At 59.7% G+C, this 25,578-nt stretch carries 29 protein-coding genes; 15 read left to right on the top strand and 14 right to left on the bottom strand.

Features of this window, described 5'->3' with window-relative positions; all coding sequences use genetic code 11:
• Window positions 1-84 precede the first annotated feature (84 nt).
• The 6 genes from LDZ23_RS30400 to LDZ23_RS30375 all read left to right on the top strand — a co-directional run bounded on the left by LDZ23_RS30400 (window position 85) and on the right by LDZ23_RS30375 (window position 6,914).
• Window positions 85-549 carry a RidA family protein gene (locus tag LDZ23_RS30400; protein ID WP_244808701.1) on the top strand — a complete coding sequence of 155 codons (465 nt, stop codon included), beginning with the start codon at window positions 85-87 and terminating at the stop codon, window positions 547-549.
• Window positions 550-556: 7 nt separating this feature from the next.
• On the top strand, window positions 557-1,879 hold the full coding sequence (locus LDZ23_RS30395) for an adenylosuccinate synthetase (RefSeq protein WP_342346290.1): 1,323 nt from the start codon (window positions 557-559) through the stop codon (window positions 1,877-1,879).
• 12 nt (window positions 1,880-1,891) lie between these two features.
• The gene (locus tag LDZ23_RS30390) at window positions 1,892-2,524 is read left to right on the top strand and encodes a pyridoxamine 5'-phosphate oxidase family protein (protein ID WP_244808699.1); all 633 of its coding nucleotides are present in this window, start codon (window positions 1,892-1,894) and stop codon (window positions 2,522-2,524) included.
• A 150-nt stretch (window positions 2,525-2,674) separates the two neighbouring features.
• Complete coding sequence (locus tag LDZ23_RS30385) at window positions 2,675-4,048, top strand: MFS transporter (protein WP_244808698.1); 1,374 nt, start codon at window positions 2,675-2,677, stop codon at window positions 4,046-4,048.
• A gap of 62 nt (window positions 4,049-4,110) precedes the next feature.
• Window positions 4,111-6,411, top strand: coding sequence for an NADP-dependent malic enzyme (locus LDZ23_RS30380; RefSeq protein WP_244808697.1), 2,301 nt, complete (start codon window positions 4,111-4,113; stop codon window positions 6,409-6,411).
• A complete protein-coding gene (locus LDZ23_RS30375; RefSeq protein WP_244808696.1) occupies window positions 6,408-6,914 on the top strand; it encodes a RidA family protein in 507 nt (168 codons plus the stop codon). Before LDZ23_RS30380 ends, LDZ23_RS30375 begins: the two co-directional genes overlap by 4 nt.
• A 294-nt stretch (window positions 6,915-7,208) precedes the next feature.
• Here LDZ23_RS30375 and LDZ23_RS30370 read toward each other — a convergent pair whose 3' ends face one another.
• Together LDZ23_RS30370 and LDZ23_RS30365 are read right to left on the bottom strand one after the other, a co-directional pair.
• Entirely contained in the window at window positions 7,209-7,511 is a 303-nt protein-coding gene (locus tag LDZ23_RS30370) for a hypothetical protein (RefSeq protein ID WP_244808695.1), read from the bottom strand.
• A gap of 272 nt (window positions 7,512-7,783) precedes the next feature.
• The gene (locus LDZ23_RS30365; RefSeq protein ID WP_244808694.1) at window positions 7,784-7,984 is read right to left on the bottom strand and encodes a hypothetical protein; all 201 of its coding nucleotides are present in this window, start codon (window positions 7,982-7,984) and stop codon (window positions 7,784-7,786) included.
• 550 nt (window positions 7,985-8,534) lie between these two features.
• Here LDZ23_RS30365 and LDZ23_RS30360 point away from each other — a divergent pair.
• Both LDZ23_RS30360 and LDZ23_RS30355 read left to right on the top strand, forming a co-directional pair.
• Window positions 8,535-9,284, top strand: coding sequence for a hypothetical protein (locus LDZ23_RS30360; RefSeq protein ID WP_244808693.1), 750 nt, complete (start codon window positions 8,535-8,537; stop codon window positions 9,282-9,284).
• Between the two features lie 147 nt (window positions 9,285-9,431).
• Complete coding sequence (locus LDZ23_RS30355) at window positions 9,432-9,788, top strand: hypothetical protein (RefSeq protein ID WP_244808692.1); 357 nt, start codon at window positions 9,432-9,434, stop codon at window positions 9,786-9,788.
• Between the two features lie 603 nt (window positions 9,789-10,391).
• On the opposite strand, the gene LDZ23_RS30350 is transcribed toward LDZ23_RS30355, so the two are convergent.
• Window positions 10,392-11,129, bottom strand: a complete 738-nt coding sequence (locus LDZ23_RS30350) for a nucleoside 2-deoxyribosyltransferase (RefSeq protein WP_342346289.1) — start codon at window positions 11,127-11,129, stop codon at window positions 10,392-10,394.
• Window positions 11,130-11,337: 208 nt separating this feature from the next.
• Between LDZ23_RS30350 and LDZ23_RS30345 the strand changes: the two genes are divergently transcribed.
• Window positions 11,338-11,937, top strand: a complete 600-nt coding sequence (locus LDZ23_RS30345) for an H-NS histone family protein (protein WP_244808691.1) — start codon at window positions 11,338-11,340, stop codon at window positions 11,935-11,937.
• Window positions 11,938-12,094: 157 nt separating this feature from the next.
• Here LDZ23_RS30345 and LDZ23_RS30340 read toward each other — a convergent pair whose 3' ends face one another.
• The 5 genes from LDZ23_RS30340 to LDZ23_RS30320 form a co-directional block, all read right to left on the bottom strand.
• The gene (locus tag LDZ23_RS30340; RefSeq protein WP_244808690.1) at window positions 12,095-12,406 is read right to left on the bottom strand and encodes a hypothetical protein; all 312 of its coding nucleotides are present in this window, start codon (window positions 12,404-12,406) and stop codon (window positions 12,095-12,097) included.
• 177 nt (window positions 12,407-12,583) lie between these two features.
• On the bottom strand, window positions 12,584-14,386 hold the full coding sequence (locus tag LDZ23_RS30335) for a methyl-accepting chemotaxis protein (protein ID WP_244808689.1): 1,803 nt from the start codon (window positions 14,384-14,386) through the stop codon (window positions 12,584-12,586).
• A 140-nt stretch (window positions 14,387-14,526) separates the two neighbouring features.
• Window positions 14,527-14,745, bottom strand: a complete 219-nt coding sequence (locus LDZ23_RS30330) for a DUF3717 domain-containing protein (protein WP_244808688.1) — start codon at window positions 14,743-14,745, stop codon at window positions 14,527-14,529.
• Window positions 14,723-15,130, bottom strand: a complete 408-nt coding sequence (locus tag LDZ23_RS30325) for a hypothetical protein (protein WP_244808687.1) — start codon at window positions 15,128-15,130, stop codon at window positions 14,723-14,725. The genes LDZ23_RS30330 and LDZ23_RS30325 overlap by 23 nt, the downstream gene beginning before the upstream one ends.
• A gap of 151 nt (window positions 15,131-15,281) precedes the next feature.
• The gene (locus LDZ23_RS30320) at window positions 15,282-15,644 is read right to left on the bottom strand and encodes a hypothetical protein (protein WP_244808686.1); all 363 of its coding nucleotides are present in this window, start codon (window positions 15,642-15,644) and stop codon (window positions 15,282-15,284) included.
• A 623-nt stretch (window positions 15,645-16,267) separates the two neighbouring features.
• Here LDZ23_RS30320 and LDZ23_RS30315 point away from each other — a divergent pair.
• Together LDZ23_RS30315 and LDZ23_RS30310 are read left to right on the top strand one after the other, a co-directional pair.
• Complete coding sequence (locus LDZ23_RS30315; RefSeq protein ID WP_244808685.1) at window positions 16,268-16,507, top strand: hypothetical protein; 240 nt, start codon at window positions 16,268-16,270, stop codon at window positions 16,505-16,507.
• A gap of 542 nt (window positions 16,508-17,049) precedes the next feature.
• Entirely contained in the window at window positions 17,050-17,244 is a 195-nt protein-coding gene (locus LDZ23_RS30310) for a CsbD family protein (protein WP_244808684.1), read from the top strand.
• Window positions 17,245-17,430: 186 nt separating this feature from the next.
• On the opposite strand, the gene LDZ23_RS30305 is transcribed toward LDZ23_RS30310, so the two are convergent.
• Entirely contained in the window at window positions 17,431-18,258 is an 828-nt protein-coding gene (locus tag LDZ23_RS30305) for an oxidoreductase (RefSeq protein WP_244808683.1), read from the bottom strand.
• A 554-nt stretch (window positions 18,259-18,812) separates the two neighbouring features.
• Here LDZ23_RS30305 and istA point away from each other — a divergent pair.
• The 3 genes from istA (at window position 18,813) to LDZ23_RS30290 (ending at window position 21,810) form a co-directional block, all read left to right on the top strand.
• Entirely contained in the window at window positions 18,813-20,306 is a 1,494-nt protein-coding gene (istA, locus tag LDZ23_RS30300; RefSeq protein ID WP_244807674.1) for an IS21 family transposase, read from the top strand.
• Window positions 20,303-21,124, top strand: a complete 822-nt coding sequence (gene istB, locus LDZ23_RS30295; protein ID WP_175983301.1) for an IS21-like element helper ATPase IstB — start codon at window positions 20,303-20,305, stop codon at window positions 21,122-21,124. The genes istA and istB overlap by 4 nt, the downstream gene beginning before the upstream one ends.
• A 224-nt stretch (window positions 21,125-21,348) precedes the next feature.
• Entirely contained in the window at window positions 21,349-21,810 is a 462-nt protein-coding gene (locus LDZ23_RS30290; protein WP_244808682.1) for a hypothetical protein, read from the top strand.
• A gap of 112 nt (window positions 21,811-21,922) precedes the next feature.
• Here LDZ23_RS30290 and LDZ23_RS30285 read toward each other — a convergent pair whose 3' ends face one another.
• The gene (locus LDZ23_RS30285) at window positions 21,923-22,882 is read right to left on the bottom strand and encodes a tyrosine-type recombinase/integrase (RefSeq protein ID WP_244808681.1); all 960 of its coding nucleotides are present in this window, start codon (window positions 22,880-22,882) and stop codon (window positions 21,923-21,925) included.
• A 19-nt stretch (window positions 22,883-22,901) separates the two neighbouring features.
• Window positions 22,902-23,600, bottom strand: coding sequence for a nucleoside 2-deoxyribosyltransferase (locus LDZ23_RS30280; protein WP_244808680.1), 699 nt, complete (start codon window positions 23,598-23,600; stop codon window positions 22,902-22,904).
• 347 nt (window positions 23,601-23,947) lie between these two features.
• On the opposite strand from LDZ23_RS30280, the gene flgM reads away from it, so the two are divergent.
• Window positions 23,948-24,259: a flagellar biosynthesis anti-sigma factor FlgM gene (gene flgM, locus LDZ23_RS30275; protein ID WP_244808679.1), complete on the top strand. Its 312-nt coding sequence runs from the start codon at window positions 23,948-23,950 to the stop codon at window positions 24,257-24,259.
• 114 nt (window positions 24,260-24,373) lie between these two features.
• Here flgM and LDZ23_RS30270 read toward each other — a convergent pair whose 3' ends face one another.
• The 3 genes from LDZ23_RS30270 to LDZ23_RS30260 all read right to left on the bottom strand — a co-directional run bounded on the left by LDZ23_RS30270 (window position 24,374) and on the right by LDZ23_RS30260 (window position 25,524).
• The gene (locus LDZ23_RS30270; protein ID WP_244808678.1) at window positions 24,374-24,676 is read right to left on the bottom strand and encodes a hypothetical protein; all 303 of its coding nucleotides are present in this window, start codon (window positions 24,674-24,676) and stop codon (window positions 24,374-24,376) included.
• 101 nt (window positions 24,677-24,777) lie between these two features.
• Entirely contained in the window at window positions 24,778-25,281 is a 504-nt protein-coding gene (locus tag LDZ23_RS30265; RefSeq protein ID WP_244808677.1) for a hypothetical protein, read from the bottom strand.
• A gap of 21 nt (window positions 25,282-25,302) precedes the next feature.
• Window positions 25,303-25,524: a DUF3717 domain-containing protein gene (locus LDZ23_RS30260; RefSeq protein WP_244808676.1), complete on the bottom strand. Its 222-nt coding sequence runs from the start codon at window positions 25,522-25,524 to the stop codon at window positions 25,303-25,305.
• Between the last annotated feature and the right edge of the window lie 54 nt (window positions 25,525-25,578).

Raw genomic sequence — 25,578 nt, 5'->3', positions numbered from 1 at the left:
CGACCTATCCGCGAGAGCATGACGCCCACGTCCTCTCCAGAATGATGTTGAGCCGCCTCGTTCCGGCGGCGTCAAGGAGAGAAGATGTCAATCTACGATCGCATTAAGGAATCGGGTCTCAGCTTGCCCGTCCATACACCGGTCCGTGCAGCGTTCAAACCATTCAATCGACACGGAAACTTGCTGGTCATCTCCGGGCAGTTGCCGGTTCGTGACGGCAAGGCACAGTGGACCGGGTCTGTGCCGGAAGTAGTGTCCGTCGAGGATGCACGCAGCGCAGCGCGACTCTGCGTGCTCAACGTGCTTGGATGGGCGCACTTGGCGACCGACGGCCACCTCGAGCGCATCTCGAAGGTGCTGAAAGTCGGCGGTTACGTTGTCACGTCTGAAGGCTTCGCCGATGCACCGACGATCATCAACGCGGCGTCGGAATTGATCAATCAGCTCTTCGGCGAGCGTGGCGAACATGCGCGCATCGCAATCGGCGTCGCGAGCCTGCCGATAAATGCGCCGGTGGAAGTAGAAGCGACCTTCGTCGTCGAAGACTGAGATGACTATGACGCGCGGTTACGCGGACGTTCTCGTCGGCCTTCAGTATGGTGATGAAGGCAAGGCCAAGATCATCGACCATCTGGCTCACGCCTACGACATCATTGCTCGGTTCAACGGCGGTGCCAACGCGGGGCATACGGTCCGTACGCCGCTGGGAAGCGCGAAGCTAGCGCAAGTGCCATCGGGCGCATTTCACCCTGACAAGCTGCTCTATATCGGCTCGGGCTGCGCGGTGAACCTCGAGAAGCTGGCCGGCGAGATTGACGGCCTCGAACGCGCCGGCCTGACGCTCGACGGACGGTTGCTCATCAGCGGCCGTTGCATCGTCGTCCAACCCGTTCATGTACGCATGGACGTGCTACACGGATCGGACATCGGAACGACAGGAAACGGCATCGGTCCGTGCTATGCAGATCTCGCGCTCAGAATGCGCTCCAAATGCCGTACCGTCGTTCAACTTCGCGATTTGCACAAGAACCTCGACCTCGCCTTCGGACAGATGGCAGCGTACGACCGCCTGTCGGCACCTTGCTCCAAAGCGCATGAGGCCGATGTCGCCGCCACCTTCCATCGACTTCGGGCGGCGTGGACGCGCATCTTGCCTTTCGTGACGATGGACGACCTATTCCTGACGCGACTGGTGAGAGCGGGCAAGCGCGTGCTTTTCGAGGGCGCGCAGTCGTTGCAACTCGACGTGTCGCTAGGCGATCAGCCTTATGTCACGTCGAGCCATACGAGTGCATCCTTCGCCTACGTCGGTGGCGATCTCTCGTGCCACTTTCACCGCAAGACGATCGGCGTGGCGAAAGCGATCGTGTCGCGCGTGGGTGCGGGGCCGTTTCCCTCAGAATTCGGTGGCATGGCGTCTGCGTCCTACTGTGCTCGGGCCGCCAAGGAGGGGACCGGGCGCGAAGCCGAACGCGCGAGGTTCGATCCGCGTGCGCTTCTTGCATCCGGCGATCCGTTCGAGCTTGGCATCGCGCTGCGGATGCTGACGGACGAATACGGCACGGGCAGCGGGCGGCCCCGGCGCATCGGCGCACTAGACGTTTCGCAGCTTGCCGACGCGGTAAGCCGTCACGCCGTAGACGAGATCTATCTCAACAAGTGCGACAGCCTCGCCCTGTTCCCCAATAAGGCGTCGGGCGCCATTCCGGTGTTCGATGAAACGTCGCTTCGCTGGTTCCCTTCCTTCGCGGGACCGTTGAATGAGAGTTTGCCCCCTTCGCTGCGCGGTCTGATCGCGCATATCGAGCGACGCACCGGAAGCCGTATCGCAGGCATAGGCACAGGTCCGGCCCGAGACGACATCATCTGCTTTCAATGAACCACATAGACAATGACCCCATCCTTCCTTAACGTTCAAATGCGTCGAAGCGATCTCGCATGGACAGACTGGCCATCGATTCTCGCTTTCCTGAAAGACGAACTCATTTGTCGAGTCGCTGTACACGACAAGCCTTTTCCGTACGTGCTCGCGCAGAGCTTCACCTTTACGGGCGATGCATTTCTTATTCACTGCTCTCGTTTTGGTAGCTTCGCCCAGAAGCTGCGCGAGAACGGACACATCACCATCGAAGTGGACAGACCTGTTTCCTTGCTCAAGGCGCCCAAAGGACAGAATACGAGTCTCGAGTATTACAGCGTAATCGCCCGTTGCCACGCGTCCATCGATCACAACACGGAAGCCGTTATTCGCCACCAGAATCAGGCGCTAGACAAGTTTCGCCCAGAGAAAGACTATTCTCCAATCGAACAGGGCGCGGCCAACCAAATCATTGTGATTCGTTGCGCCGTAATTGAGATGACGGCAAAGAAGCGCATTCTCGCCGACGGTCAATATTCTCCGCCTGGTCAGCCCCCGGCTCCGTATGTTCGCTACCCGTTTGCCGCAGGCGCGACTATGTCCGGCCTCGCTCCCGACGCGTTTGATCCCAATCGATTTGCAAAACGGAATCAGGGCGACGCATAGCGCGTTGCGCGGCAGCATAACTTGGCGTAAGCGCGACCATCGACGACATTTTCTAACGCGCCTGCCTTCTTTTGACGACTGATAGTGGTCATGCCGCAGGGAAGTAATTCGGCAAATACACGTACAGGAAGTCACCGAGGAGAAACTCGAATGAAGATGGGCAATGTCGACGTCACATGCTTTGGCGTGGCAGACCGGCTCGAAAGACTGCCGGTTTGCGGTTACCACCGCTGGCTATTTATGATCATTTCGCTTGCGTTTTTCTTTGACAACGTCGACCTCGCCACCATGACGTTCGTTCTGGGTTCAATCAAGTCGGAGTTCGGTTTGTCGCCTGCGCAAGCCGGCCTGCTGGGCAGTGCAGGATTCGTAGGGATGGCCTGCGGTGCCGTCTGCTCGGGAATGCTAGCCGATCGTTTCGGACGTAAGCCGGTGTTCCAGATCAGTATGGTCGTGTGGGGAATAGGAAGTTTGCTGTGCTACACCGCGAGTGACGCGACCGAACTGGGCATTTACCGCGTGCTGCTGGGCATCGGCATGGGCATGGAGTTGCCGCTTGCTCAGACGCTCCTGTCTGAGTTCATTCCGGCGAAGAGCCGCGGTAAGTACCTCGCGCTCATGGACGGAAACTGGCCAATCGCGTTTGTGTGCGCGGGCTTGCTGTCCTACGTGGTGCTCCAATCGCACAACTGGAGAATGTTGTTCCTCATCGAATCGATTCCCGCCTTGTTTTTGTTCGTCATCCGCCGCAGCGTGCCGGAATCTCCGCGCTGGCTCGAATCGCAGCGACGTCATGAAGAAGCCGAGGAGATCGTCTCAAGTATCGAACAGACGGTAATGAGCAAACTGAAGATCGACACGCTTCCGCCGGTCACGCTTTCGGTGGACGCCCGTCATCATGAAGCGCGCGGTCTGAAGGTGCTTTGGTCCTGCGCCTATCGTCAGCGGACCATGATGGTCGGCGTGCTCTGGTTTTTTGCGCTGTTGGGCTTTTACGGACTGAACACGTGGCTCGGAGCGTTGCTTCAGGCATCTGGTTCTGCGGTGACAAAGTCCGTGCTGTTCACGGTGTACATCTCGTTGGGCGGCATCCCGGGTTTCCTGACCGCTGCGTGGGCCGTCGAACACTTGGGCAGAAAAGCGACGTGTGTCGCAACCTTGCTCGGTGGGGCGATCATGACCTATGTCTTCGGTCATGCAGCGCAATGGGGTGCGTCCTCAGCGGGATTGATCATAACGGGTGGCGGAATGCAGTTCTTCGCCTTCGGCATGTGGGCCGTGCTCTACGCTTATACCCCCGAACTCTATCCGTCGCGTGCTCGAGCAACGGGTTGCGGGTTCGCGTCGTTCTGCGGACGGATCGGCGCATTGCTCGGGCCTACGCTCATCGGCTGGCTCTTGCCCGTCGTACAGCAAGGCGGGGTATTCATTTTCGGAGCAACGTGCTTCGCTATCGCATCGCTCGTTGTACTGCGATTCGGCGTCGAGACACGCGGCGAAGTGCTCGAAGCCGTGTCGGAGTGACGTGATAAACGTCAGGACGTTTTTATCAACATTGTGTCAAAGAACCACGCCAACCGACCCATATGACCCAAGACAAACGAGCCGCGCTTGCTGCCGAGGCGCTCAACTATCACGAATTTCCAACTCCGGGGAAGATCGAGATAGCGTCGACCAAGTCGATGCTGACGCCGCGCGATCTAGCATTGGCCTATACACCCGGCGTCGCCAGCGCCTGTGAAGCGATCGTCGAAGATCCGCTGAACGCCGCGCGTTTCACCGCGCGCAGCAATCTCGTGGGCGTCGTGAGCAATGGCACGGCCGTGCTGGGTCTCGGCAACATCGGGCCGCTCGCGTCGAAGCCGGTGATGGAAGGCAAAGCCGTGCTGTTCAAGGAGTTCGCCGGCATCGACGTGTTCGATATCGAGCTGAACGAAAGCGATCCGCACAAGCTCGTCGACGTGATCGCCGCGCTCGAGCCGACCTTCGGCGGCATCAATCTGGAAGACATCAAGGCGCCGGACTGCTTCATCGTCGAGCGCGAATGCCGCAAGCGCATGAAAATTCCCGTCTTCCACGACGATCAGCACGGCACGGCTGTCGTCGTCGCGGCGGCGATCACGAACGGGCTGAAAGTGGCCGGCAAGAATATCGGCGAAGTGAAGCTGGTCGCTTCCGGCGCGGGCGCGGCGGCGTTGGCATGTCTGAATCTGCTCGTCGATCTCGGCATGAAGCGCGAGAACATTTTCGTGACGGACCTGGCCGGCGTCGTCTACAAGGGCCGCACGGAACTGATGGATCCGGACAAGGAACTCTTCGCGCGCGAAACGAGCGCGCGCACGCTGGCCGAAGTGATGGAAGGCGCCGACGTGTTCCTCGGCCTCTCGGCAGGCGGCGTGCTGAAGCAGGACATGGTGAAGGGCATGGCCGCGAAGCCGCTGATTCTCGCGCTCGCCAATCCGACGCCCGAAATCCTGCCGGAACTCGCGCTCGAAGTGCGCCCGGACGCGGTGCTCGCGACCGGCCGCACGGACTATCCGAATCAGGTCAACAACGTCCTCTGCTTCCCGTTCATCTTCCGCGGCGCGCTCGACGCAGGCGCGACCACGATCACGAAGGAGATGGAGATCGCGGCGGTCAACGCAATCGCCGAACTGGCGCGTCAGGAGCAAAGCGATATCGTCGCGACGGCATACGGCATTCAGGATCTTTCGTTCGGTCCGGAATATCTGATTCCGAAGCCGTTCGACCCGCGTCTCATCGTGAAGATCGCCCCGGCCGTGGCGAAGGCAGCGATGGAGTCCGGCGTGGCGACGCGTCCGATCGAGGACATAGACGCCTACGAGCAGCATCTGCAGCAGTTCGTGTATCACAGCGGCACGACGATGAAGCCCGTGTTCCAGCTCGCGCGTAGCGTCGAGCCGGAGAAGAAGCGCATCGTGTTCGCGGAAGGCGAAGGGGAGCGCGTGCTGCGCGCGGTGCAGATCGCTGTCGACGAGAAGATCGCGAAGCCGATTCTGATCGGCCGCCCGGCTGTCATCGAACAGCGCATTCACAAATTCGGCCTGCGCCTGACGCCGGGCGTGGACTTCACCGTCGTCGATACGGATCACGACGAGCGCTACCGCGACTTCTGGCAAACCTATTACTCGATGATGGCGCGCGAGGGCATCAGCCAGCAGATGGCGAAGCTCGAAATGCGCCGCCGCACGACGCTCATCGGCTCCATGCTCGTCAAGAAGGGCGAAGCGGACGGCATGATCTGCGGCACGGTCAGCACCACGCATCGTCATCTGCACTTCATCGATCAGGTGATCGGCAGGAAGGAAGGCGCGAAGGTGTATGCGGCGATGAACGCGCTCGTGTTGCCGGGCCGTCAGATTTTCATCGTCGATACGCACGTGAACGTCGATCCGACGCCCGAGCAGCTCGCCGAAATCACCATCATGGCGGCGGAGGAAGTGAAGCGCTTCGGCATCGTGCCGAAGATCGCGCTGCTGTCGCATTCGAACTTCGGCACGAGCAACGCGCCGACCGCGCAGAAAATGCGCAACGTGCTGGCAATTCTGAAGGAGCGCGCGCCTGATCTCGACGTGGACGGCGAAATGCACGGCGACGTCGCGCTCGATGCGCGTCTGCGCAAGGAGGTGCTGCCGGAATCAACGCTCGAAGGCGACGCGAACCTGCTGATCCTGCCGAACATCGACGCGGCGAACATCTCGTATAACCTGCTGAAGACGGCGGCGGGCAACAACATCGCCATCGGGCCGATCCTGCTCGGCGCGGCGAAGCCGGTTCACGTGCTGACGGCGTCGGCAACGGTGCGGCGGATCGTCAATATAACGGCATTGATCGGTGCATACGCAAAGACCAAGGGAGCGCCATGAGTGCAGATGACAGACTACATCGACTGATCGGAGGCGATCGCTTGGCGCAAAGGCCGAAAGGGAACTATAAAAACATCACACGGTGGGGAGATCTTGTCTTCGTCTCGGGTAAATCCGCGGGTAGATCCGTCGACGGCAAGATGCCCAAGGGCCGTTTAGGGCAAACGCTGTCGCTCGATGACGGGATCGCATTCGCACGTGACGCGGCTCTCGAGCTACTGCTGACGCTGTGCGAAGAACTTGGATCGCTCGAGCGCGTGCAACAAGTACTCGACATACAGGGCTTCGTCAATGCGGACGCTTTGTTTGAAGAACATGCGAAGGTACTCGACGGTGCTTCAGATGTTCTCGTTGACGTCCTTGGTGAGGCGGGAATACACGCGCGTTCGGTTTTCGGATGCGTATCATTGCGTGGAGGTCAACCCGTGATCTTGCGTGCCGTCGTCGGACTGAAAACCTCACCGCGAGGAAAGCCGCTTCAATTTTCGCCGGATTCTCGCTGAAGCCTATTCCACAACGACGAAAATTTTCAGATGTCACTGATGCCGGACGACGGAAGATATCCGATTCGAGACATTAGCATTGATTCTCGTCGGGTGACCGCGTTGGGTCGTCAAGCGCCAATGGTGTCCGCTGGACAGCCACAGGTCAGGATTGCGACGAGCTGCCCAAGCATGGCTACGGTTGCAGATGCGCATGCAGACTTCGCCATTGCGATAACCTCGATCTACCGGCCCCCCGCCCATCCATCACGTTAGCGCGCCTAGGCTACACGTTGGTCCCGAGCTGCTTTACCGTCAGAGGCGAGACAGCAAGATTTTTTCCGCTTCGGCGAGCAGCGCTCGTGCGTACTCGGATGCGAACACATCGTCGTTGTGGTCAGCGCGACCAAGGACAACGCGATTCACGCGCCGCGCCTGCTCAATGAAGGCGGACCGGGCTGCGGCAGATATAAACGTGACATCCGCAACGATTCGCTCGGCGATATCGTCGACTCGCCCGATTTTCACGCCTTCATCAGACACGATCGTCGCCGTCGCGTTGATGCCACGTCGGGTTTCGAGGAACGCTATGGACGAGGGGTCGACACGAAAAGCCATCCAATTCTCCATGAGTAGCGGCCGAGCGGGACTCGGCTCACTACCTAGGTTACCGACGCGAATGCATTGTCAAGGCAGCGCCTGACGCGTCGTGGTGCTCAGTGAGACTTAATTTGTCCGGAAGCGATCGCCTTCGAAAGTTCGTCGGCAAGCGCCGCTTGCACCGACGCATGCTTTTCTCGCACGGCCTCGGCGTCTTTCGTAAGTACGGGAAGATCTTGGAGCAGAGATGCGATTTCTGCATCGCGTGCGGCGGCTAACTCCGCCAGATTCTAGCCCGCGTACAGAACGTCGCCGATTATCTCCGTCGCCACCCAGTAAGTGAGATCTTCTTCGAACGAACGCATATCGCTGCTGGCTGATGCAAACATGCGCAGCGCGTCCGCCTTCGATACCTCTCGCGAATAGATCTCGACGCGGCCACCGCCGGCCACCGGGTCGACCCACACCAGGGCGCTACCAGCGTTCGACATGTTTGCCTCCTCGACGGGGATCAAAAAAGTTCCTTCTGAGCGAGCGCCAGACCTATCGCTTCATTTTGTTCTGGCGTCAGGTGCCTGCCTCGCTTCGACGCGCTCTCGTTGATGATAGATCATCGTTCCATACGCGTCCGCCAGTACTCTGATCGTGGGCAGACAGCGAAGGTGATTTTTCCGGAATCTATCGCCTTAGCCAGTTCGTCGGCCAGGGCTGCTTGCACCGACACATACTTTGCCCTCACCGCCTCGGCGTCCTTCAATAGCTCGGTAAGGTTGCGTCTGTGGGGCGGAACCTGGCGAATTGACCTACTGGTCAATGCGTTTATATTGCCCGCTGATCTCGAGTTTGGCCATGCAGAGAAAGGGACGCGGAGCGGCGCCTCGATATGGCTGGTACCGAAAGGTGCCGAGGTCTGGAACTCTTCAGATTGCGAATCTATCGCCTACTGCTTGAGCTTTCCCGTTCATGCTCCCTTGGAGTTGCCGCTTCAACCGCGTACCGGCCCAGTCCCGGTGGCTTGGACGCGCTCGAACGGAGGAAAGCATGCAGTTCAATATTTCAAAATTGTCCTTGGTCGGTGTAGCGACCGACGTCTGTCAGCGTTTGGCCCAACTTGGCTTGGACGTGGGGCGCTCGCACGTTGTGGAGATCATTGCGGGCCTGCTCGGCTATGGCAATCAAAGGCTGATGCGATCGCGAACGTTCGAGTTGGACGAGCCGTTGTACGACTTCCTGTATCTCGCCGACCCTCATGTCGCGTTATTGGACTGGAACCTCGGAGGGCGACGGATACGGGAGCTTTCGGCCACGAGTGCCCTGGCAGACGATGCTCAACGAGCGTTACTTGCCGTGTGCGCTGATACGCTTATGGCGTGGTACCCGGAAAGCGTGTTCTTTGACGGGCATTCGTTCGCGCGAGAGCACGTAATCCCGGTTTACACACCGCAAATCGCTGGTTCCGAAAAGGTTCGTGCGGTTGTGCATGAGACAGGTGAACCGGCCAACGTTCTTGTCGAAACGATCGATACCTGTTTCGAATGGTCCATTCGACGCACAAAGGAAGCCGTTTGGAAGCTCTGCATCGGTGGCCTTCTTGGTCGCGCAGGTGCAGACCGCAGTGCAGACGCTAATCCCGCGCAGGTCATGTTTTGGGCGACCTTCGAGTTCCCGAAGGTCGGTCCCGCGTTGATCTCGGCCGAGGCGTATATGGTGGTCGAGGACGCTTGCGTTCACTATCCGTCCGAATATCGACTGCCCCCGCGCGACGCGCTGTTCCACGCGTCCGGGCTTTGATCTGACGTTCCTCCGGTCCGGTACACGCGTGAGCCTCCTTCAACGGGCGGCAAGTTGGGCGCCGTCGCGGGCCGCGTCTATGCCGAAGGCGGATGCCTTCCCGGAGGAGCCCGAGTAACACGTTGCTCGCGGAGCCTTTCGAAAGCCATGATCGACCCAGACTTGCCTGAACCTTGGATGAGCTTTGTACTGATCGGACAGAGCCAAATCGAGCAATTGGAACGAAGAGACAGACCATGGGCGCGCGTCGCACGCTCAATGCTTGCACGCGCGACCGAAGAATTGCGTGACTACTATTGGCGCCTTGGGCGCAACGCCCCGCAATGGGCAAGCCCGTTCGCCAACGCCGCATGCATTTACCGAGCCGCTTGCGGCGCTCTGCTTCACCCTGAAGCTGCCAAGAAGAACGGCCTTACTGCTCCAATGGTGACAGTCGTTGCCTGCATCCTGCAGGGGTGCGCGCAGCAAATCGAAGACCTTGAAGCAACGATACGAAGGAATTGATCGCAGCTGTAAGCGGACAAAACTGTAACGGCTTGTATAGCTTGAGGCTCACGCACAATCATGGGCATCACTTACGACTTGCGTCTAAAAAGGATGGACCGGCTGCATTCGCCATCTGCCATCCCTTCGGCGTCGGACAAGTCGCGTCGCGCTCGAAGTAAGGCGAGGGCGCAACTGCGATCCCTCCTCACGGAGCGCAAGAAGATCCCGCCCAGACTGTACGGAGAAAAGAGTGCAAGTCCGCCATCCTTAGGCGTCTAGCGCATGAAAGCGATGCTCGCTCAGAAGTCGAGCCTGCCGCCTTGCTCATAACGCAAAGTCTTCGTCATACCCGGCCATGATTCTCTGCGAAGTCGTGAGGTGCGCCGGGGCCGGGCTGCAGGCTGAGCGCCCGGCGGCACAGATAAGGGACGAGTGGAAGCCAATGTCGCCAGGGGCGTTTTCGCCACCACGGCGGCTGGCTTCGCGGTGTCAGATGCCGGACTGATTAGTCGTCGTCGGCATACTGAGCGTTCGCGCGCAGCCACTGCTGATAATGCTCCTCGGTTCGATGGTCATAAAATCGATATACTGAAGTCCGCTACACCCAAACCCAACGCGAAGCTACCGCTTCGCCAACCCCCAGCCACCAAGAAGGGGGCCGCCGCCGTCAAATGCGCCCTTGATCGCGTCGAGACACACGTCCGGTCCGCCCACAACGATCTGCGCGGAGCATGCGAGCATCAGATTCACGGTCAACCCGAAGTCCTCGATGAGATAGCCGGCTGCGCACACGCCTCCGACGCTGCTCACGGACGTCGCCTTGACACGCTCGACGAGCGTCTCGGCGTTCGATCGATAGCCCCAAACCGGCTTTGCAAGCGCTACCGCGAACCCGACCTCAAACGCCGTCCCGCTGTCCGGCTCGCCGGGGCCTCGAAAATCATCTAGGTTCGCCATAACGACGTCTGCGGTCTGAATAAGGTCAACGTTGGCTTGATAGATCCATCGCGCGGCGTCTTCGCCTTGAACGGAGGAGGGCAACTGGCCATCGAGCGGGTAGAGCCCAACGAAGCCGCGATCGCGGCAGAGCTGCTTGAGGTACTCGCCGTGTTCCTTCGCGTCGCGGCGGAAAACATCGAATCCAGCAAGGTAGACGCGCGGCTCGCTCGCGGCGCGCTCGATTGGCAAAGGAGAGGGGTCGATCCTTCCTTCTCGGACCCGGCGTTTGATCCGGTTTAGCTGCTTCTTCACAGCCAAGGCGCTCTTGCCGAGACTATTCGCGATCTGCTCAACCGGTAACCCCTGATCGAGCAACTCCATCACGGCACGCTGCGACTTCGTCGGATTTCTTTTGGACATCGGTTCGTGGCTTCGACTGCAGGGGTGTTGAGACGCCTATGAGCTTACCAATAACCCAGCGTAGTCAAGTCACTCGCCCCTCCGGCCTCACGCTACGCGGAACTGACCAACGGCGGTCGGCGGTTGCGAGTTCGTTAGCCTGCGTCTCCGAGCCTAGAAGAAAAGACGTATGGCATAGTGCGGAACGTCCGACAACCCAGGGGAGAATATGACGACCCTCTCAAACATCGAAGAAAGGATTAGGAAATTGCAGGCTCGAGCAGACGCGATTCAAAAGAAGCAGGCCATTGCTGCCGTCGCAAAAATTCATTCGCTCATGAAAGAGCATGGCCTGACAGTCGACGACCTGACTAATCGAGGCAAAGCTGGCGCAGCAAAGGACTCAGCCAACGCTGCGCTAGCTGGGACCAGCGAATACCGTGATCCAAAAACGGGGGCGACCTGGAGCGGTCGAGGCCGAGCGCCGGCGTGGATAGCGAACGCAAAGAATCGTGCGAAATTTTTGGTCTCTGCGGCAGTCGAGTCTAACGATACGGACTCGGGCAAGCGCACCGGGAACTACCCTCGCGGTCCCCAACCGGCGAAATACCGAGATCCAAAATCGGGAGCCGAGTGGAGCGGCCGCGGCAAGGCGCCGGGCTGGTTGGCATCGGTGAAGGACAGGACCAAGTTTCTGATCTCCGCTGCTGATACCAAAACGGCTGGCACCAAGAAGCCGAAGTCAGAAACGAACGCGACGCCGGCGCGCTCCACTAAGGCCGCAAAGACGCCGAACGCGGCAAAGGCCCCCCGCGCGAAGCGGACATAGCCGCGCATGGTGGGGCGTCATTTTTCTTTGGGAGAAGGCCAAGGCTGTCAGCGGACCGCTCGCCCCGCCTGCTTACGTGCCGGTCTTGAAGAGGCCATCGTTGCGCGCAGCGTTTCTGGGGTGGGCCGGAAATTGCGCCAATGCGTCAGGCCAAAATCTAGTCGGTCGAGAGTCCTGACAGAAGCACCTTCTCGGCGTCAGCGAGGAGGATGCGGGCGTACTCCGAGATGAAAACATCGTCTCGGTGATCTGCGCGCCCGAGAACCACAGGATGAAGGCGTCGTGCCTCTACAGCGAATGCAGCGCGCGCGTCCGCGCAGGTGAATTCGACGTCAGCGACGATCTTCTCAGCTACATCGTAGATCTCGCCGACGCGCTTGCCGTCGCTAGTAAGGATGACAGCAGTTGCGTTAATGCCGCGGTGCGTTTCTTTGAAGACGATGCTCGAAGCGTCGATGCTGAATGCCATGTCGTTGAATCCTGAAGTTTGGGCCAAGCAGGATTGCTTGACCAGTTCCCCTCAGGCTACTGCCCGCTGGCAGAAGTCAAGGCGGCAGACGCGTGACGTTCGTAACCGGGCAAGTAATAGGTCGTTGCCTTCGTGCCCGGTCGCTATGTCTCGTGATAGGAGCGCCTACGGCCGACCTTACGCTACGCGAAACTGACCAACGGCGCTTGCGAGTTCGTTGGCCTGCGTCTGAAGCGCGGAAGCTGCGGCCGCCGACTGTTCGACCAGCGCCGCGTTTTGCTGCACCATCTCGTCGAGCTGCGCCACCGCACGGTTGATTTCCTGGATGCCGCGCGTCTGTTCGTCAGCCGCGTTCGTTATTTCGCCGATGATCGTGGTGACGCTCGACACCCGGCCTACGATATCCGTCATCGTCTCGCCTGCCTGCTGAACCAGCGACGCGCCGGTCGACACGCTCGTCACGCTGGAGTCGATCAATTCCTTGATCTCTTTCGCTGCCTGCGCACTGCGCTGAGCGAGCGTTCGCACTTCGCCCGCGACAACCGCAAATCCACGACCTTCCTCGCCTGCACGTGCGGCTTCCACGGCAGCGTTAAGCGCAAGGATATTGGTCTGGAAGGCGATCCCCTCGATAACACCAATGATGTCGGCGATCTTGCCGGATGCGCCTTCGATCTCATGCATCGTCGAAACAACGTCGGATACGACGGAGCCACCACGCGATGCAGCGCTCGCCGCGGTAGTCGCGGTTTGATCCGCCTGCCGAGCTGCGCTGGCCGATTGCGTCACTGTGGACGTGATCTCTTCCATCGACGCAGCAGTCTCCTCGAGGCTTGCCGCAGCCGCTTCCGTGCGACGCGACAAATCGTGATTGCCCGAGGCGATCTCGTTGGCGGCATGGCGCACCGCTTCGCTCGTATCGCGGATCTGCACCATCACGCTGTTAATCTTGCCGACGAACGCATTGAACGAGCGGGCGATCTGCGCCACTTCGTCATTGCCGGTCGCAGGCAGGCGCTGAGTAAGGTCTCCGCTGCCCGAGCCGATGCCTTCCATAGCGTCGCGGACCTTGGCAAGCCCTCTGAAGGCCACGCCGGTGACCGTGCCGATGATGGCTGCGGCGATTGCGGCCAGCACGGCGAGTGAGATAATCGATCCAGTCAGCAGCGAACGCATCCCTGCCGTCGCTTCCGACTTGTCGAGCGCCACCAGTGTCAGCCAATTGGTTCCCGGCACTGCGCGAGCCCGGACCAGCTTCGCCGCACCGCCGACGGTCGCCTCAATGGCAGGTGACTGTTCCTGCGAGGCAGCGCTAATGGCGCTCGGCGTCAGTTCGTTGGAGACATCGGTCAAAGGTTTCAGTGTCAGCTTTGCATCGGCGGCAGCAACAATGTTGCCGCTCCGGTCGACCAACATGCCGAAGCTTGCGGGCGTCGGATGAATTGCCTTGACGTTCGCGACGACGCTATCCATGGCCACATCGCCCGATACGACGCCCTTGACCGTGCCGTCCCGGACGATCGGCGCGGCAAAGGCGACCACGAGCTTGCCGGTGCCCACATCGACGTAAGGTGGCGTCACGACGGGCTTTCCGGCCTCAACAGCCTGCTTGTACCACGGTCGGCCCGTAGGGTCGTAATCGGATGGGATACCGGTCGGGTCGGAGAATTTCGCGGTCTTGTCCGCATAGCCGACATACACGTTCGTGAAACCGCCGGCGGCTGCAACCTGTTTGAGGAACGGTACGGGATCGGCACTCAGCGCAGCGTCTTGAACTGAGACGATCATCTGCGTTTTCGACGTGACCCACTCTTCGATACCGGCTTCGTGACCGGTTAGTACCGCACTGAGGCTATTTTCGATGGATTCGCTATTATAGCGATGAGCGACGGCGTAATTGACGCCCGTATTGACGGCGAGTCCGCCAACGACGATGGCGACGGAAGCGGCAAGGACGCGACTGCGAATAGAAGAGAGCATGAGAGCCGTTTGAGCCGTGAAAGAATCGCAATGGCTCAGTTAACGACACGCTGCCCGCGCTCTTGATCCTCGTCCGGGCTCAGGAGATGTGGGGCACGAGCGACAACAGATAGCTCGGTCGAACTTGTGGCCCCATGTACCTAAAGAGGGAGCTCACGCTGGGCTAACGCAAGAGACAGCGCCTCATTCTGCTCGGCCGTGAGCGTTCTCGGCTCGACGGTCTCCTGCCGGTAGAAAATCATGGAGCCGTAGACGTCGGCGAGAACGCGGCCGCGCGCGCAGATGGAAAAATCGTCCGTGGCGGCTTGGCGCGAACGCCAATAGTTGATCGCCTGTTCAATGTCCGTGATCGAGTACATCTTTTGCAGTGGTCGATTTTAGATAGGCTCTAAGTTCTTCGCGGCCAGCCCCGGGGTTCGCTAGCCTAAACCTGAGCGCGTCAGCGACCTCTTCGTCTGTTCTTCCCGCCAGTATGGTCAACTCGCTGGTGGTGAAAAGACGTTCAAGGTCGTCTCGCATAGAGGACGCGCCAAACCGTTCGTAGTTCCTGATCAGATGACGCGCCGTTCCCTTCTTTATTTTGTGGGTGACCTCGGCATAGTCATAGAAGAGCTGAGCAGCGCGCCTTTCGCGGTAAGTGGAGTCTCCCGGGTACGCGGCCAGCACTTCCTTCTTGTAAGCTAATAGCTCCCGTCCGATTTCCATCCAGTCCGACGTGTTCAGCTTCTTATACGATTCCAGCATCGTCGCGTGATCTTACAAATTAAGGGAGCGTTCGACTGTGCCGGCCGCACGGTCGCCCGTCCGTTTAGTGCACCAACAGACGGCTCATCGGTTCATGGCGCGTCATGTGGGGGATCGATTCCCTTCAGCGTCAGCGCCCACCTCGGTACGATCAGAGATCTGCGATGCGAGCCAGCAGTTCATCGCGCGTCATAGCGGGGTTCGCCCGTTTCAATTCGATCGCCGCTTGCACGATCTCATCACTTTTTTCTGTCAGCGCCGTAAGCTCCCCGACCCGAAACAGCTTCTCGAGCTCTGGACGGCTCTGATGGGTTCCGAAGCGTTCGTTTAGCCGGACTAGCTGGCGCGTGGCCGTCTTGTTGAGCTTGCCATGCAAGGTCACGTAATCGTAGAAAAGATTTGCTGCCTTGCGGCGAGCAGCGGCGTCGCCGGCATCAGCCGTTTTCGTGAAGAGCTGTTCAGTTTCGGCGAGGATTCGCGCGTGCTCCATGAATGCGGAAGTGGTCGTTTCCATGCTTAGTTCCTCTGGGCGTTATATCTCATATGACAGTGGCCGCAGCCGGCCTACCGGTGAATATCGGCAGGACGGGCGGTTTTTTTAGGGTCGTGCATGAACGAAAGCGTATCGGCACGTTCACAAAGTCAAGCCGCGAGCGAGCATGCATTGACTCTGGGCGCGCAAAGCGGGGAGGCTCGCTCGGGCCCGCGTGATCTCAAATTTGATCCAGACTGAAATAAGCGTCGCCTGCACGGGCGAATGAAAAAAACTGTGCGGGAATTTCTGTTTCCACGTGGAAACCAATCAAAACCGTGCGCCGCGTTAATAGCACGATCGTGAGATGAACTTTGACTCCGACGCTGCTGTAGCACGAAGCATGTGTCGCCCTTTGGGATGCGCGTGCGTCGCGCGGGCGAGGCTTCACGCTTTGCGTGCTCGCAGAACAATGCTTGCTCGAGAGCGAGCGGTCCAGCAACGTCCGACGCGCGCGGGCATTGATGCCGTCGGCACAAGATCGATCACCCGAGGACTTTCACGCGCTCGGGTACGGAGGTCTGGATTGCTCGTCGCTGTGAATATTCGCGCCGGCTCGCTCTGATAATCTGCACGCAGCGGAGCCGATACCCAAAAAGGAGCCGATGATGGTCACACTGAGCCTGGAACTGAGAGACGACGTCTATCGCGGTTTGGTCATGGTGGCCGAGGCTTGCAGCATCGCTAACAAGCAGCGAGACGGAGCAACGACCCACGGTCCACTCGACGCGAAAACGTTATTGCTCATGCTCGCGGAGGATGCCGCCATGGGTCACAGTCAACCGGGCTCTTGGGAAGCGGCGAATATGCTCGAAGTCCTGGCGGCCCACGGCTACCAGTTGTAAACGGGTCCCCGCGGAAAAGCCAATCGTCTTCCGACTTGCTGCCTTGCTTGGATAAATTCCGCTTCATACGCCGATGATCGGCGAGCTTCGCATCGCTGTGGACCGTCCCACGAGGCCATGGAACGGTTCAGCACTCGCGAAGTGACCATGCTTCAGACGGAGCGGGACGTGCGACATGCCGACGGGCCGGTTCGCTGTACTTTGTACTGCTGACGAGGCGGTCACATGTTTCACTGGGCGCAGTATTTGCTCAACGACTAAAGCGCTAAAAGTGCGCGACATCGTTGGACGGTATTTTTGCCCGCTCACTGCGGGCTTTCTTTTGGCGCACACCCGAACCACTTTGGCCGCGGGGCGTTCGCGACCTAGCGTGAGCTTACGCATTCAGCGTGCGGCAGGCAGTGCGTATGTCGAACAGTTCTCTGATCGTATGACAGGATCTGAAAAGGGACGCCCGCACGGTTACGGCCGGCTTGCGCCTCGGCATGGCCTTTGCGCTGCGTATTGTGCCTGCGCACTGCAGGCAACTCAGGAGACAGGCCATGAATGAAGATCAGGTTAAAGGGGTCGGAGAGAAGGTGAAGGGAAAAATCAATGAGGGCGTCGGCAAGGTGACGGACGATCCGGCGCAGGAAGCAAAGGGCGACGCACAGCAGGTCGCGGGCGAGGCGCGCAAAGATCTGGGCGACGCCAAAGAGGACCTGAAAGATGCGGCCGACGACACGTCGAAACCGTAACCGCACTGCACGCACTAACAAAGCGCCGGGGAACTCCCGGCGCTTTCTTTCAGGCGCTGGAGGTCGTCGATAGCCAAATGCGGGGCAGTTGCGCTGCGCGCGTCGCAGCGTCATGCGGGCCGCGCGTGACCGTTCGTCGCGTTCATTTAACCACGCGAGGCAAAATAGGCACCCTCGCCGCGTCGGTCATGCGTGATAATTTGTATTATCAGGATTATATGCATTCTTTTCCGCTACTGCCTTAAGCGTGTCCGTGCCGAGCGGCAAACGCATAGGCGGCGTCTCTGCATCGACGAGCCTGACCATCGCGGTTGCCAGTTTTGCGGGATCGCCTGGCTGATTATGATTGATCTCGCCTGCGAGTTGCCGCAGTTTGCCCGACGTCTCTTCATAGTCGCCAATGATCGTACTGCCGACGGCTAGCGACGACGCATCCAGAAAGTCCGTGCGGAAGAACCCGGGCTCGATCATGGTTGCGTGAATGCCAAGCGGCTTGAGTTCGGCATGCAGCGCTTCGGTGATGCCTTCCACAGCGAATTTCGTCGAACTGTAGACGCCGACAGCTGCCGCCGCCTGATAACCGACGAGGGACGACGTGTTGATCACATGCCCCGAACGCTGCTTGCGCATCACCGGCAACACGGCGCGTGTCACGTTGAGCAACCCGAACACGTTCGTCTCGTAGATGCGGCGAACTTCAGCATCGCTCGATTCCTCGACGGCCGCGAGCAGCCCGAAGCCCGCGTTATTGACCAGTACGTCGATGCGGCCGAACTTATCGACCGCGGCTTCGACCGCCGCCTCCGCCTGTGCCTCGTTTGTCACGTCGAGCGCAAAGGTGAGCAGCGCGGGCGACTCTCCAAGCCGCTCGGCGATCGCGGCGGCGTTGCGGCCGGTGGCGACGACAGCATTACCGTCGTCGAGAGCGGCTTGCGCGATGAGCGAGCCCAGACCGCGCGACGCGCCGGTGATGAACCACACGCGTTTGAACTGCTGGTTCGTGACGTTGTTCATGACTCTTCTCCGTGATTCGTGATGGCTATGAAACGAAATGCATGGAGAGAAGTGTCGGCGTCACGCGGAGGTTTGATTAGACGGGTATGGATGGAATGACTTTTCCGCGTGTGGAAAAATCGCGCGAACGAAGGGACACGCGTGATGCGTCTTTCCGAGACGCAGGCTGCGCGAATGTCGACAAAAGTGGGTGTGACACGTTCACCCGAAATGCGGTGTCCGGTATGGAGGTTACAACGGCCGTGCAGCACACCGCCGGGATCGTCGCTTCATGGCCGGAATGAGCCGGACGACTCGCCCCTTCGCCGCGCCTCCGTCCACGAGTCTGCGCTTCGGCTCCTATCCCAATTGGTCTGACGACGCGAAAGCCGCGCTCAGGGCTCTTTTTGCTCCTATCTGGAGGGCGACAATCATGTTGGCCGGTGTAGCGGCGAAGGTTTTGGCCGGTGATGAGGAGTCGAAGGCGGCGTAGCCGCCGAAGACGACGCATCACCGGCGGCGCCGAGTCGGCCGGGTTCTACGATGGCTGATCGAACAAGAAAGCGATCAGCTACATGTCTGGAACCCGCATTACCGACCAACAGGTTCGCCTCTACATGTCCAAACGCAAACATCACTCGCAGGAGATCGCCGCCGCCAAGGCGGGCATCAGTGTCCGCAGCGCAAGGCGCATCGAACGTGACACCACCCTGCCATCACAGAAACCCCGTCGTTACTGGCGTTCCCGTCCCGATCCCTTCGCCGACGTCTGGGACACCGAAGTCGTTCCGATGCTTGCGAACGCGCCACAACTTCAGGCGATCACCATCCTGCGCAAGCTGCAGGAGGATCATCCCGGGCAGTATCCGGACAGCACACGTCGCACACTGGAGCGGCGCATTCGGCACTGGAGGGCGATGTCCGGTCCACCGAAGGAAGTCTTCTTCCCGCAGTTGCATGAGCCTGGCGCACGCGGCCTGTCCGACTTCACCGACATGGCCGAACTGGGAGTGACGATCGCTGGCGTGCCATTCGAACACCGGCTGTACCACTTCGTGCTCGCGTTCTCGCGCTGGGAATACGCTAATGTCGTTGAAGGCGGCGAGAGCTTCGAAGCACTGTCCATGGGATTGCAAAATGCACTATGGCAGGCCGGGGGATGTCCGCGCGAGCATCGCACCGACAGTCTGTCGGCGGCGTTCAGAAACCTCGCGGATAAAGACGACTTCACAGTGCGCTATGCGGCGCTGCTCGAGCACTACGGCATGAACGGGACGCGCAACAATCGCGGCCTGGGCCACGAGAACGGTAGCGTGGAGTCATCGCATCGCTATTTAAAGGAAGCTGTCGACCAGGCGTTGATGTTGCGCGGCCATCGGGACTTCGTTGATCGTGCGGCCTATGATGAGTTTCTGCGCGAGGTCGTCATGCGTCGCAACCGGCGTAACGCAGCGGCGTTCCGCCTTGAGCGCGAACAGCTCATGGATCTCCCGTTAAGGCGCACGACCGACTTCGTCGAGGAAGAAGCGCGCGTTACACGCTGCAGCACCTTCACCATACGCGGCATTCTGTACAGCGCGCCGTCGCGCCTGATCGGTCATCGTCTGAAGGTGCGCGTGTATGGTGACCGGCTCGACTGCTATCTGTCAGGCGCGCTGGTGCATAGCACCTCGCGAGGTTCGCGTGCCGGCGACAACCGCCGCGCACTTGATTACCGACACTTCATTGAGAGCCTCAAACGCAAGCCGCAGGCATTCAAGGGGCTTGCGTTTCGAGACGAGCTGTTTCCGCGCGAGGCCTATCGCCGGACCTGGGAACAGCTGGAGGCGAGACTGACGCAACGCGAGGCGTGCAAAGTCATCGTTGGATTGCTTGAACTCGCCGCGCTCGATGGCGTCGAGGCCGTGCTGGCCGCGCACCTCAACGCGTTGCTGGTTGACGGCAAGCTGCCTGATCTGAAGGCTCTACGCGAGGAGTTCGCGCCGCGTCACGCCGATTGCCCAAACGTCAATGTCGAGATGCCACCCGCAAGCAGCTATGACGACCTGCTCAACAAGGAGGTCGCATGAGCACGCATGCTTACGATGCCGGCCGTCTTGCCTTGATGCTCAATGAACTGCGCCTGCCGACCATCGCCCGCCTTTGGCCCGAGTTTGCGGAGCGCTCCGACAAGGAAGGCTGGCAGGCCACACGCTTGATCGGCGCATTGCTCGAACACGAACTGGCCGAGCGGGCCAAACGGCGCATTGAACGACATCGTGCCGAGTCGCATCTGGACCCGACCAAGACGCTTGCGACCTTCGACTTCAGCATGGTGCCGATGGTTTCAAAGGCACACGTCATGGCGCTCGCGACCGGCGATTCGTGGCTTGAGAAAGGTGCCACGGCGCTCCTGTTTGGTCCGCCTGGGGCCGGCAAGAGTCATCTAGGTTCGGCCATCGGACACGCGTTGATTGACGCCGGCTACCGGGTGCTGTTCACGCGTACGAGCGAGCTCGTACAGAAGCTGCAGGCTGCGCGCCAGAGCCTGCAGTTGCCTTCAGCTCTTGCCAAGCTCGACCGCTTCGACCTGATCATCCTCGACGACCTGTCGTACGCCCGTAAGGACCAGGCCGAAACAAGCGTCCTGTTCGAGCTGATCGCCGAAAGATACGAGCGCCGCAGCCTTCTGATCACGGCCAACCAGCCCTTCTCGGGATGGAATAACGTGTTTCCGGATCCCGGCATGACTGTCGCTGCGATCGACCGACTCGTCCACCATTCGACGATCTTCGAGATGAACGTCGAAAGCTACCGTCGTCGCGCAGCCAGCGACAAACAGAACAACCGGCGCCGACAATCCTCCAGCGACAAACATCAACAAGGAGCGACAACCATGACCGGATAACGACCGACAATCATCCCGGTCGACCGGCCAAGATGGTTGTCGGTAAACCGGCCGTGCTGCTTGACGCTGTCCACCTATCCTTAAAGCGGCGGTCAGCACCACGGCGCGCTGTACCGCGCCTCCCAACACCGTGACGCGGTTCTTTGGCCGGGCAGCAAGCCATTCGACCAAAGTCATTAACTGGAAGCTGGCTTTCGGAGAGGCCTCCAACTGCAGGAGGTAACATGTTTCTGTGCTACCTGATTGACCCTGACAGACGCTGCATAACCAAGGTGAATGATGGGTTCGACCGTGCATCGGAGCTGACGGGCAGTGAGCACCCTGGACTCGCCGAATTGTGGACCGACTTTGCGGACTCGACGCTTGACGTTGCATACTCGCCAGACGCAGATGAGCAGCCGTCGTTTCGCGTACGTCTTCCCTTTCGTGGGAAGACGATAGAGCATGCGATTAGCGGAAAGGGCGTGTTAATCGCCTGTGGCGAAATTCCTCCCGAAATCGCGCAACAAATACAGACGGCGAAAGCGGTCGAGAAAATGGTCGAGTTCTCATCCGCCCGCTATATAGCCGTTGATCGATGGCTCAAGGGTGGTTCCAGCGTGACGCGTGCGCCGGCTCGACGCGCGGCGTCGAACGGTCGTTTAGGCTCGCAGGAAGACCGTGACAAAGCATCTGGCGAGCGATGACGCGACGACGGTATTCCGATCAACGTACTGGTCCTGCCCGGACCAGGTGACACGGGGCAAGCGCGTCTCGGCGTCCGATCCCCGATTGTGGCCGAGGCCGGCCCGCAAGGCACTAAGCTTGTGTGTCGGACGCCTCACACGGCCCGAGTGTCTGACGAAGGCGAGTCGCCGTGCGGTGGCTCGACAAGCCCATAAGATTGCTCACTTGCTCGTTGGTCTTGCCGGCGATGATCAGCCGACGACCGAACGTGTTTCTGAGTAAGCGTGGACTCTCGTCGGCCGCCGACAGGTCAGCGCGGCGTAGCGCTACGCGGACACATTTCAGCATCGTATCCGGCAGCATCGGCTTGCCGCCCGCAGTGGCTATGAAGAGCCATTGCGTCGGGGCCTGAATGCGGCTGCGCGCCTTGTGATATTCGCGCAGCACGTCGACCGCGAAAGATTCGATCGGCACCCGCCGTGCAATGCGAGGTCCATGCTTGTCAACGAAGACAGTGGGGCGCTCGCCATGCACATCGAGGTCGTCGACGCGCAACTGCTTGAGTTCGGCGGCTGTGACCCCTGACGCCAGAAATAGCGCCACGATCGCCGTGTTTCGCAGTTCCTTGAACGCCGCGCCCTCGATTGCAACGCACACCGCTTGTAGCCGCGCATCGTCTTCCGGTGAAAGATAGATCGGCGTTGGCTCGTCTTGTGGCCAGTTCTCGTTGACTAACATCAGCGCGGCCGTATTATCGGTGCGCAGTTCGATGTTCACGAGATGACGCGTGACCCGGTCGATCAGCTTCAGGTAACGCAGGCGAGTCGTCGTGCCGGGCGCGCAGTCCTGCGCGAGTTCCGCGAAGAATCCATCGATGTGGTCCGCCCCGAAGCTCGCCACCGTCGCGCCGTGCGCGAGCAGATAGTCGTTGAAGCGCGAGAACATCGAGCGGTGCTGGACGATCGACTGGTCGGCAAATGCGCGGCGATCGGCCCCCGTCGCTTCTTCACGCTGCCATTGGGCGTATGCGTCTTCGGGTGCAACAAGCCAAATATCGTCAGGCATAAAGTCGATATACTGAAATTCGCTCAACCCAAACCCTACAGCGAAGCTAACGCTTCGCCAACCCCGAGCCACCAAAGACGGGGCCGCCTTCGTCGACCTCGCTTCGAATGGCGTCGAGGCAAGCGGCCGGTCCGCCGACAACCAGTTGCGTGGAACACGCCAGCATCAGATTGACGCTCAGACCGAAGTCCTCAATGAGGTAGCCGCCAGCACAGTAAGCGCCTTTGCCTCCCGTCGCCGCTGCCTCAACGCGCTGAACCAGCGTCCCTTCGTTGGATCGATACGCCCATATCGGCTTTCCAAGCGCGGCCGCAAAGCCAACCTCAAAAGCAGTCCCGCTGTCTGGTTCACCGGACCCGCGAAAGTCATCGAGGTTCGCCATCACGATATCGGCCGACCGGATCAGTTCGATGTTTGCGGCATATATCCATCGAGCAGCGTCTTGCCGTTGAAGGGAGGAGGGCACTTGTCCGTCGAGTGGATAGAGGCCAACGAAGCGGCGATCGCGACAGAGCTGCTTGAGGTGCTCGCCGTGTTCCTTCGCGTCGCGGCGGAACACGTCGAATCCGGCTAGGTAGATGCGCGGCTCGCTCGCGGCGCGCTCGATTGGCAAAGGAGACGGGACGATCCTTCCTTCGCGGACCCGGCGTTTGATCCGGTTCAGCTGCTTCTTCACAGCCAAGGCGCTCTTGCCGAGACTGTTTGCGATTTGCTCTACCGGTAAGCCTTGATCGAGCAAGTCCATCACTGCGCGCTGCGACTTTGTCGGATTTCTTTTGGGCATCGCTTCGGTACTTCGACTGCAGGGTTGTTTCGACGGGTATGAGCTTACCAATAACCACGTAGAGTCAAGCCGGGTCGCTTCGCCAAAACAGTATCCTTACCGGTCCCGGTCGTTAGGGCAGCCACTGATGCTTGAGCTAAGGACCGATACTCACACTTTGTTTCAATTTGTTGCATGTCGCGGAAAGCCGCGCCGGCCAAGGCCTTCCGCCGATTGAAAAGGTTGTGGTGCGTGCGCTCAGTCGCTGCGATGGTAAAGCTTTCAACGGAGGCACCGTTAGAAGGCACATGCCAGCGAGGAATGACACCATGCAGATCCAGACGAACCCGAGCGCAGATACATTGCGCGAAATCAATGTCCGCCGGACGTCCGCCATTGGAGCAGATTACGCCGCCGGCACTGTCCCGCAAACACGAGCCGCTGCGGCGGACAGCTCAGCGGTAACGCTTTCGTCGAACTTTGCGTTGCGCGAGTCGAGCGCAACGGATATCGATATCGACAAGGTCGCTTCGATCAAAGCCGCGTTGCGTGACGGTAGCTACAGCATCGATTCGAGCAATATCGCCGACGGCATGCTCGGCGTGGCGCGCGATCTCTTGCGAAAAGCACCACGTGAGTAGAGGAACTGGGCCGGTGTCTTTTGGCACCAACGTGTAGCCTAGGCGCGGTAACGTGATGGATGGGCGGGGGCCGTAGATCGAGTCCGGTGCGGACGTGACCGAGCTGCTTTACCGTCAGAGGCGAGATAGCAAGATTTTTTCCGCTTCGGCGAGCAGCGCTCGTGCGTACTCGGATGCGAACACATCGTCGTTGTGGTCAGCGCGACCAAGGACTACGGGATTCACGCGCCGCGCCTGCTCAATGAAGGCGGACCGGGCTGCGGCAGATATAAACGTGACATCGGCAACGATTCGCTCGGCGATATCGTCGACTCGCCCGATTTTCACGCCTTCATCAGACACGATCGTCGCCGTCGCGTTGATGCCACGTCGGGTTTCGAGGAACGCTATGGACGAGGGGTCGACACGAAAAGCCATCCAATTCTCCATGAGTAGCGGCCGAGCGGGATATTCGGCTCACTACCGAGGTTACCGACGCGAATGCGTTGTCAAGGCAGCGCCTGACGCGTCGTGGATGCTCAGTGAGACTTAATTTTTCCGGAAGCGATCGCCTTCGTAAGTTCATCGGCAAGCGCCGCTTGCACCGACGCATGCTTTTCTCGCACGGCCTCGGCGTCTTTCGTAAGTTCGGGAAGATCTTGGAGCAGAGATGCGATTTCTGCATCGCGTGCGGCGGCTAACTCCGCCAGATTCTCAGGCCGCAATGCGCGTTCGAGGACTCCCGCGTCAATGCCGAAATGCTTGCTGATCGCCTCGCACGCATGTACGAGCGCGAAAGACACTTGCTTTTCCTCGTCTAAGCCTTTGCTCTTGGGGCAGAAATAGCCGGCGTACAGAACGTCGCCGATTATCTCCGTTGCAACCCAGTCGGTGAGGTCTTCTTCGAACGCTCGCATGTCGCTTCTGGCTGATGCAAACATGCGCAGCGCGTCCGCCTTCGATACCTCTCGCGAATAGATCTCGACGCGTCCACCGCCGGCCACCGCGTCGACCCACACCATGGCGCTACCAGCGTTCGACATGTTTGCTCCCTCTCGTCGGGGTCAGAAAAGTTCCTTCTGGGCGAGCGCAAGAGCAATCGCTTCATTCTGTTCCGCCGTCAAGGTTCTCGCTTCGACGCGCTCTCGTCGCTGATAGATCATCGTTCCGTACACGTCCGCCAAAACCCTCGCTCTCGGGCAGACAGCAAAGTCATCTGTCGCCGCCTGCCTCGATCGCCAGTAGTTGATGGCGCTCTCAATCTCAGTAATCGTGTCTTCGTTCATCCAGCTGGCTGCCGTTGCTCTAGCTCCGGATGATATTCCTCTTCGTCGGTCTTG

Source organism: Caballeronia zhejiangensis (assembly GCF_022879815.1).
Lineage (GTDB): Bacteria > Pseudomonadota > Gammaproteobacteria > Burkholderiales > Burkholderiaceae > Caballeronia > Caballeronia zhejiangensis.
This window is presented reverse-complemented; position numbering and strand designations above follow the sequence as displayed.

What these genes read in the sequence shown, in the direction of transcription:
- LDZ23_RS30400 (WP_244808701.1), top strand. Translation starts at nt 85, where the DNA reads ATGTCAATCTACGATCGCATTAAGGAATCGGGTCTCAGCTTGCCCGTC.
- LDZ23_RS30395 (WP_342346290.1), top strand. Translation starts at nt 557, where the DNA reads ATGACGCGCGGTTACGCGGACGTTCTCGTCGGCCTTCAGTATGGTGAT.
- LDZ23_RS30390 (WP_244808699.1), top strand. Translation starts at nt 1,892, where the DNA reads ATGACCCCATCCTTCCTTAACGTTCAAATGCGTCGAAGCGATCTCGCA.
- LDZ23_RS30385 (WP_244808698.1), top strand. Translation starts at nt 2,675, where the DNA reads ATGAAGATGGGCAATGTCGACGTCACATGCTTTGGCGTGGCAGACCGG.
- LDZ23_RS30380 (WP_244808697.1), top strand. Translation starts at nt 4,111, where the DNA reads ATGACCCAAGACAAACGAGCCGCGCTTGCTGCCGAGGCGCTCAACTAT.
- LDZ23_RS30375 (WP_244808696.1), top strand. Translation starts at nt 6,408, where the DNA reads ATGAGTGCAGATGACAGACTACATCGACTGATCGGAGGCGATCGCTTG.
- LDZ23_RS30370 (WP_244808695.1), bottom strand. Translation starts at nt 7,511, where the DNA reads ATGGCTTTTCGTGTCGACCCCTCGTCCATAGCGTTCCTCGAAACCCGA.
- LDZ23_RS30365 (WP_244808694.1), bottom strand. Translation starts at nt 7,984, where the DNA reads ATGTCGAACGCTGGTAGCGCCCTGGTGTGGGTCGACCCGGTGGCCGGC.
- LDZ23_RS30360 (WP_244808693.1), top strand. Translation starts at nt 8,535, where the DNA reads ATGCAGTTCAATATTTCAAAATTGTCCTTGGTCGGTGTAGCGACCGAC.
- LDZ23_RS30355 (WP_244808692.1), top strand. Translation starts at nt 9,432, where the DNA reads ATGATCGACCCAGACTTGCCTGAACCTTGGATGAGCTTTGTACTGATC.
- LDZ23_RS30350 (WP_342346289.1), bottom strand. Translation starts at nt 11,129, where the DNA reads ATGTCCAAAAGAAATCCGACGAAGTCGCAGCGTGCCGTGATGGAGTTG.
- LDZ23_RS30345 (WP_244808691.1), top strand. Translation starts at nt 11,338, where the DNA reads ATGACGACCCTCTCAAACATCGAAGAAAGGATTAGGAAATTGCAGGCT.
- LDZ23_RS30340 (WP_244808690.1), bottom strand. Translation starts at nt 12,406, where the DNA reads ATGGCATTCAGCATCGACGCTTCGAGCATCGTCTTCAAAGAAACGCAC.
- LDZ23_RS30335 (WP_244808689.1), bottom strand. Translation starts at nt 14,386, where the DNA reads ATGCTCTCTTCTATTCGCAGTCGCGTCCTTGCCGCTTCCGTCGCCATC.
- LDZ23_RS30330 (WP_244808688.1), bottom strand. Translation starts at nt 14,745, where the DNA reads ATGTACTCGATCACGGACATTGAACAGGCGATCAACTATTGGCGTTCG.
- LDZ23_RS30325 (WP_244808687.1), bottom strand. Translation starts at nt 15,130, where the DNA reads ATGCTGGAATCGTATAAGAAGCTGAACACGTCGGACTGGATGGAAATC.
- LDZ23_RS30320 (WP_244808686.1), bottom strand. Translation starts at nt 15,644, where the DNA reads ATGGAAACGACCACTTCCGCATTCATGGAGCACGCGCGAATCCTCGCC.
- LDZ23_RS30315 (WP_244808685.1), top strand. Translation starts at nt 16,268, where the DNA reads ATGATGGTCACACTGAGCCTGGAACTGAGAGACGACGTCTATCGCGGT.
- LDZ23_RS30310 (WP_244808684.1), top strand. Translation starts at nt 17,050, where the DNA reads ATGAATGAAGATCAGGTTAAAGGGGTCGGAGAGAAGGTGAAGGGAAAA.
- LDZ23_RS30305 (WP_244808683.1), bottom strand. Translation starts at nt 18,258, where the DNA reads ATGAACAACGTCACGAACCAGCAGTTCAAACGCGTGTGGTTCATCACC.
- istA (WP_244807674.1), top strand. Translation starts at nt 18,813, where the DNA reads ATGTCTGGAACCCGCATTACCGACCAACAGGTTCGCCTCTACATGTCC.
- istB (WP_175983301.1), top strand. Translation starts at nt 20,303, where the DNA reads ATGAGCACGCATGCTTACGATGCCGGCCGTCTTGCCTTGATGCTCAAT.
- LDZ23_RS30290 (WP_244808682.1), top strand. Translation starts at nt 21,349, where the DNA reads ATGTTTCTGTGCTACCTGATTGACCCTGACAGACGCTGCATAACCAAG.
- LDZ23_RS30280 (WP_244808680.1), bottom strand. Translation starts at nt 23,600, where the DNA reads ATGGACTTGCTCGATCAAGGCTTACCGGTAGAGCAAATCGCAAACAGT.
- flgM (WP_244808679.1), top strand. Translation starts at nt 23,948, where the DNA reads ATGCAGATCCAGACGAACCCGAGCGCAGATACATTGCGCGAAATCAAT.
- LDZ23_RS30270 (WP_244808678.1), bottom strand. Translation starts at nt 24,676, where the DNA reads ATGGCTTTTCGTGTCGACCCCTCGTCCATAGCGTTCCTCGAAACCCGA.
- LDZ23_RS30265 (WP_244808677.1), bottom strand. Translation starts at nt 25,281, where the DNA reads ATGTCGAACGCTGGTAGCGCCATGGTGTGGGTCGACGCGGTGGCCGGC.
- LDZ23_RS30260 (WP_244808676.1), bottom strand. Translation starts at nt 25,524, where the DNA reads ATGAACGAAGACACGATTACTGAGATTGAGAGCGCCATCAACTACTGG.